This is a genomic window from Frankia sp. AgKG'84/4 (assembly GCF_023242965.2).
In the GTDB taxonomy this organism is placed as follows: domain Bacteria; phylum Actinomycetota; class Actinomycetes; order Frankiales; family Frankiaceae; genus Frankia.
In genome coordinates, this window is record NZ_JALKFU020000372.1 from 1 (window position 1) to 5224 (window position 5224).

3 protein-coding genes and 1 pseudogene are annotated in these 5224 nt (G+C 71.1%); all 4 read left to right on the forward strand.

Annotated elements, in window-relative coordinates:
* Nucleotides 1-672 (forward strand): annotated as a pseudogene (locus MXD58_RS19275) (hypothetical protein); the annotation flags it as partial.
* Nucleotides 673-1162: 490 nt separating this feature from the next.
* Complete coding sequence (locus MXD58_RS19280) at nt 1163-2116, forward strand: UDP-glucuronic acid decarboxylase family protein (protein ID WP_248838272.1); 954 nt, start codon at nt 1163-1165, stop codon at nt 2114-2116.
* Between the two features lie 499 nt (nt 2117-2615).
* Complete coding sequence (gene galE / locus MXD58_RS19285) at nt 2616-3659, forward strand: UDP-glucose 4-epimerase GalE (protein ID WP_248838273.1); 1044 nt, start codon at nt 2616-2618, stop codon at nt 3657-3659.
* The coding region (locus MXD58_RS19290) for a UDP-glucose dehydrogenase family protein (protein ID WP_250609680.1) at nt 3659-5224 on the forward strand (1566 nt) is incomplete at its 3' end. The genes galE and MXD58_RS19290, both read left to right, overlap by 1 nt.

The window sequence follows — 5224 nt, forward strand, 5'->3', positions numbered from 1 at the left end:
GTTCTCACGGCCGCCGCGCCGCCGACCGCCGTGGTCGCCAGGCGGGAGGGCGGCTCGGTCGTCGTGCGCTGGCAGCCGTCGCCGACTCCCGGTGCGGTCCGCTACCGGGTCACTCGCGTCGCCGCCGACGGATCGTCGCGGGCGGTCGGGGTGACCACCGCGACCAGCCTGGAGGACGGCGGAGCACCGCCGGGGACGATCCCGGCCTACGCGGTCACCGCCGCGGCGGGGAGCGGCTGGTCCGAGCCGGCTCGCACGTCGTCGCCCGACGATGTCGGCTCCCCGGCTCCGGACGGCGCGACGGGCCAGGTCGCGGGCCAGGCCGCGGCGCCGGGCAACGCGGCCGACGCCCTGGCGCCGCCAACCGGGCTGCGCTGGGAGCGGGGGCGTCTGCGGTGGACCTGGCCGGCCGGCTGCACTGAGATGATGGTCGTCCACCGCGGCGACGGTCCGCCGTCGGGCGCGGACGATCCCCTGGCCCAGGCGCACAAGGTGACCAACACCCGCTATGAGATCGACGGCGGCGTCGCATTGCCGGCGTCGCGGCCCGTCCACATCGCCCTGTTCTGCTGCGCCCGGCCCGCGGGCGCCCTGGTGGTGGCGTCCTCGGCCGGCGCGCGAGTGCTACTTCCCGATGTCCCCGCGGCATCAGCCGCCGACGGTGGTCCTTGATTCGGCGCGGGTGATCCGATGATTGTCCGCCGCCGCGGACATCCTGGTTTCGAGGGTTGCCCGGGAGATCGTGATGGGGCTGATTGCTCGCGCGACGCGAACTTTTCCGCCAACCGCAATGTCCACTCACCTAAGGTGACGAGTCTGCGGATTCGCGGCTATCCCCGGACTGTGGGAGGGCGGTGGAGTTACCCATCCAGGGTGTGTGTACCATGCCCAAAGGGCCGGTACTGCCGGCCGGCTAGGCCACTTGGGGGGTCGTCCTGTGGTGAGGTCGAGGGTTTTTTCCCGCCGGGCGCGGCGGTGCCGATGCTGATCGTCCGGCCAGGAGATCGAGTCAGGTGACGCCCGGCGCCGGACGATCTGATGTTCGGCGGTCCAGCTCTCCCATCGGCCTAGGTGGCGTCGGAGGTGCCCTCGGGCCATCCCCGCTGACGGTTGGTCGACCCGTTCGCAGTCCCACCCTGTTGCAGATCCGGGAGCACTCCACGTGCGTGCGATAGTCACCGGCGGCGCCGGCTTCCTCGGTAGTCATCTCTGTGAACGCCTCCTCGGCGACGGTTACGAGGTCATCTGCTTCGACAACTTCCTCACCGGTCGCCCGGCGAACGTCGAGCACCTGCTGGAAGATCCCCGTTTCCGGTTGGTCAACCGGGACGTGAATGATTTCATTTATGTTTCGGGCCCGGTGGATGTCGTCCTCCACTTCGCGTCCCCGGCGTCCCCCCTTGATTACTACGAGCTGCCGATCGAGACCTTGAAGGTCGGCTCGCTCGGTACATTCCACGCGCTGGGACTCGCCCGGGAGAAGAACGCGCGATTCCTGCTCGCCTCTACCTCCGAGTCGTACGGCGACCCGCAGGTGAATCCGCAGCCGGAGACCTACTGGGGCAATGTGAACCCCGTCGGTCCGCGCAGTGTCTATGACGAGGCGAAGCGATTCGCCGAGGCCGTCACGATGGCCTACCGGCGCAAGCACGGCGTCGACACCGCAATCGTGCGGATCTTCAACACCTACGGTCCGCGGATGCGGCTGGACGACGGCCGGGCCATTCCCGCCTTCGTCTCGCAGGCGCTGCGCGGAGAGCCCATCACCGTCGCCGGGGATGGCTCCCAGACCAGGTCGATCTGCTACGTCGACGACCTGATCGACGGAATCGTCCGGCTGCTGCACTCGGACCTGCCCGGGCCGGTGAACGTCGGCAATCCGCACGAGATGTCGATCCTCGACACCGCGATGCTGGTGCGAGATCTCTGCGGCTCGTCCGCGCCCATCACCTTCGTCCCACGCCCGCAGGACGACCCGTCGGTGCGCCAGCCGGACATCACCGTCGCCCGGACCCTCCTTGGCTGGGAGCCGAAGATAGGTCTACAGGAGGGTCTGACCCGGACAATCTCCTGGTTCGCCGGCCAGTTGACCGAAAGCCCCCAGGTCGTCGGATGAGTTCCCGGCCGCGCGGGTGAACGGTCGGTTCGCCACGGCCGCGGCCGCGACCACCCGCCGCGAACCGTCGGCGCGGCCGGCCGCCGGTCCGCTCGGCCCGGCGATCGGTGCCGCACGGGTGACACGCCCGGATCGCACGGTGCTCCGCCGGGCCATGAGCCCGTCTTCGCCCGGCGGGATTGCGTCTTTCGGCCTGATACCCGCGCGTATCCGCGGGCGGTCCGCCGTCGTGACGACGGTGTTCGCGGGGGCGGCGGCCACCGGACCTGGGGGTTATGTTCTCCTGTGCCTGTTGGGCGCCGGATCGTTCGTCGGATTGTTCAGCGTGCGCCGCTCCAACGGGTAGGCGTGGTCCTGAGGGAGGAAATGCCCCGATGGAGGTTCCTGCGGTCGCTGGCGCCGGATGCCGGTCGCCGCGGGGCCTGCGGTGACGGACGACGCCCGCCGGAAGGCCGGCAGTGCTGCCGTGCCGTTGAGGAAACGAGGAGGTTCCGCTGTGATGTCGACGGACCGTACCGGGACGATCCTGGTGACCGGCGCCGCGGGATTCATCGGCTCGCACACCTGTGTCGACCTGCTGTCGGCAGGCTACCGGGTGGTGGGGGTGGACAACTTCCTCAACAGCTCGCCTCGGGTGCTGGAGCGGGTCCGCAAGGTCGCCACCGGGGAGTTCGAGTTCGTCCGCCTCGACGTGCGGGACCGTGACGCACTCGCCGAGGTCTTCCGCCGCTGGCCGATCGACGCGGTGGTGCACTTCGCCGCGCGCAAGGCGGTCGGCGAGTCGGTCGAGATGCCCCTGGAGTACTACGACGCCAACGTCAACGCGACGCTCGGACTGGTCGGCGTCATGGCCGAGCACGACGTGCGGCGGCTGGTCTTCTCGTCGTCGTGTGCCATCTACGGCGCCGTCGACCGGGTGCCGATCACCGAGGACACGCCGGCCCGACCCACGAACCCGTACTCGCGGACGAAGTGGATGTGCGAGCAGATCCTCGCCGACGTGTGCGCGCAGGACCAGGGCTGGCACATCACTTCGCTGCGGTACTTCAACCCGATCGGCGCGCACCCGTCCGGCCTGCTCGGCGAGGACCCGCACGGCGTGCCGAACAACGTCATGCCGTTCATCGCGCAGGTGGCCGTCGGCCGGCGTGACGAACTCGCCGTCTTCGGTGACGACTACCCGACACCGGACGGCACCGGAGTACGGGACTACATCCACGTGGTCGACCTGGCGGAGGGACACCGCCTCGCGCTCGACCATCTGGGCGACCAGGCCGGTCATCGCGTCATCAACCTCGGGACCGGGCGGGGAACCTCGGTCCTGGAGCTGCTCGCCGCCTTCTCGGCGGCCTGCGGCCGGGTGCTTCCGCACCGGGTTGTGCCGCGTCGCCCCGGGGACGTCGCGGCGCTGGTCGCCGACGCGACGCTCGCCCGCGAGGCGCTCGGCTGGACCGCGCGCAGCGGGGTCGCGCAGATGTGTCGAGACGCCTGGGAGTTCCAGCGCCTCAACCCCGCGGGGTACGACGACGAAAAGGGAGTCTGATGAGCACGTCGGACAGCCATGGATCTGCGGCGGGCACCGGGCCCCGGCCGCGCCTGACGGTCATCGGCACGGGGTATCTCGGCGCCACGCACGCGGTCTGTATGGCCGAGCTTGGCTTCGAGGTACTGGGAGTGGACGTCGACGATTCGAAGATCGAGCGGCTGTCCGCCGGCGACATCCCGTTCTACGAGCCTGACCTCGCCGACCTGTTGCGGTCGAACCTCGATTCCGGGCGGCTGCGGTTCACCTCCTCGTTCGAGGAGATCGCGGACTTCGGCGACGTGCATTTCGTCTGCGTCGGCACCCCGCAGCGTGCGGACGGTCTCGGCGCGGACCTCAGCCACCTCAACGCGGCAATCGAGCGGCTCGCGCCCCTGCTGCGCCGGCCGTGCCTGGTCGTCGGCAAATCCACGGTGCCCGCCGGGACGGCCGCCGGCATCGCCCGCACCCTCGCCCGGCTGGCCCCGGCGAACCATCCGGTCGCCGAGGTCGTCGACGCCGGCGCGGCCGTTCCCGCCGACGCGGCCGGCACCGGTCCCGCGACGCCGCTGGACGCCGACATCGTCCGCGTCCTCGGTGGCGTGCAGCTCGCGTGGAACCCCGAGTTCCTGCGCGAGGGCTTCGCCGTCGCCGACACGCTGCACCCCGACCGGCTCGTGTTCGGGGTGGCCTCGCCGGCCGCGGAGGGGGCGCTGCGCGCCGCGTTCGCCCCGGTGATCGCCCAGGGCGTGCCGGTGATCGTGACGGACTACCCGACCGCCGAGCTCGTCAAGACCGCGGCGAACTCGTTCCTCGCCACGAAGATCTCGTTCATCAACGCCATGGCCGAGGTCTGCGAGGCGGTGGACGCCGATGTGCTCACCCTGTCCGAGGCGCTGTCCCACGACGTGCGCATCGGCGGCAACTTCCTGCGCCCGGGGGTCGGGTTCGGCGGTGGCTGCCTGCCCAAGGACATCCGCGCGTTCCAGGCGCGGGCCGACGAACTCGGCGTCGGGGTCGCGCTGCGGTTCCTGCGCGAGATCGACGAGATCAACAACCGGCGCCGTGACCGGGTCGTCGAGCTGGTCGCCGCCGCGCTGGACGGCACCCTGGCCGAGCGCCGACTGCTGGTACTCGGCGCCGCCTTCAAGCCGAACTCCGACGACGTGCGCGACTCCCCGGCGCTGGCCGTCGCTGATCTGCTGGCCCGTACCGGTGCCGAAGTGATCGTCGTCGATCCGGTGGCGACCCACAACGCTCGCCGCTCGCTGCCCGGGGTCGCCTACAGCGAGTCCGTCGACGGCGTCGCCGCGGACGTCGACGCGGTCGTGCTGCTTACCGAGTGGCGCCAGTTCGCCGAACTCGACCCGGTGTGGCTCGGCGCGCTGGTGCGCCGCAAGGTGGTGGTCGACGCCCGGCACGCCCTCGACGGGGATCGATGGCGGCAGGCCGGCTGGGTCTACCTCGCACCCGGCCGCCCGACCGGGGTGATCCCCAGCACGCTGCCGCAGCAGCGCCCGTTCGAGGCCGTGGCGGCCGACACCGGTGCGGGCGAGGTCACCGGCGCCGAGCTCGCGCCGCAGCAC

Bases quoted from the DNA above. Each gene is read 5' to 3' on its own strand.
- galE (WP_248838273.1), top strand. From the start codon at position 2,616: ATGTCGACGGACCGTACCGGGACGATCCTGGTGACCGGCGCCGCGGGA.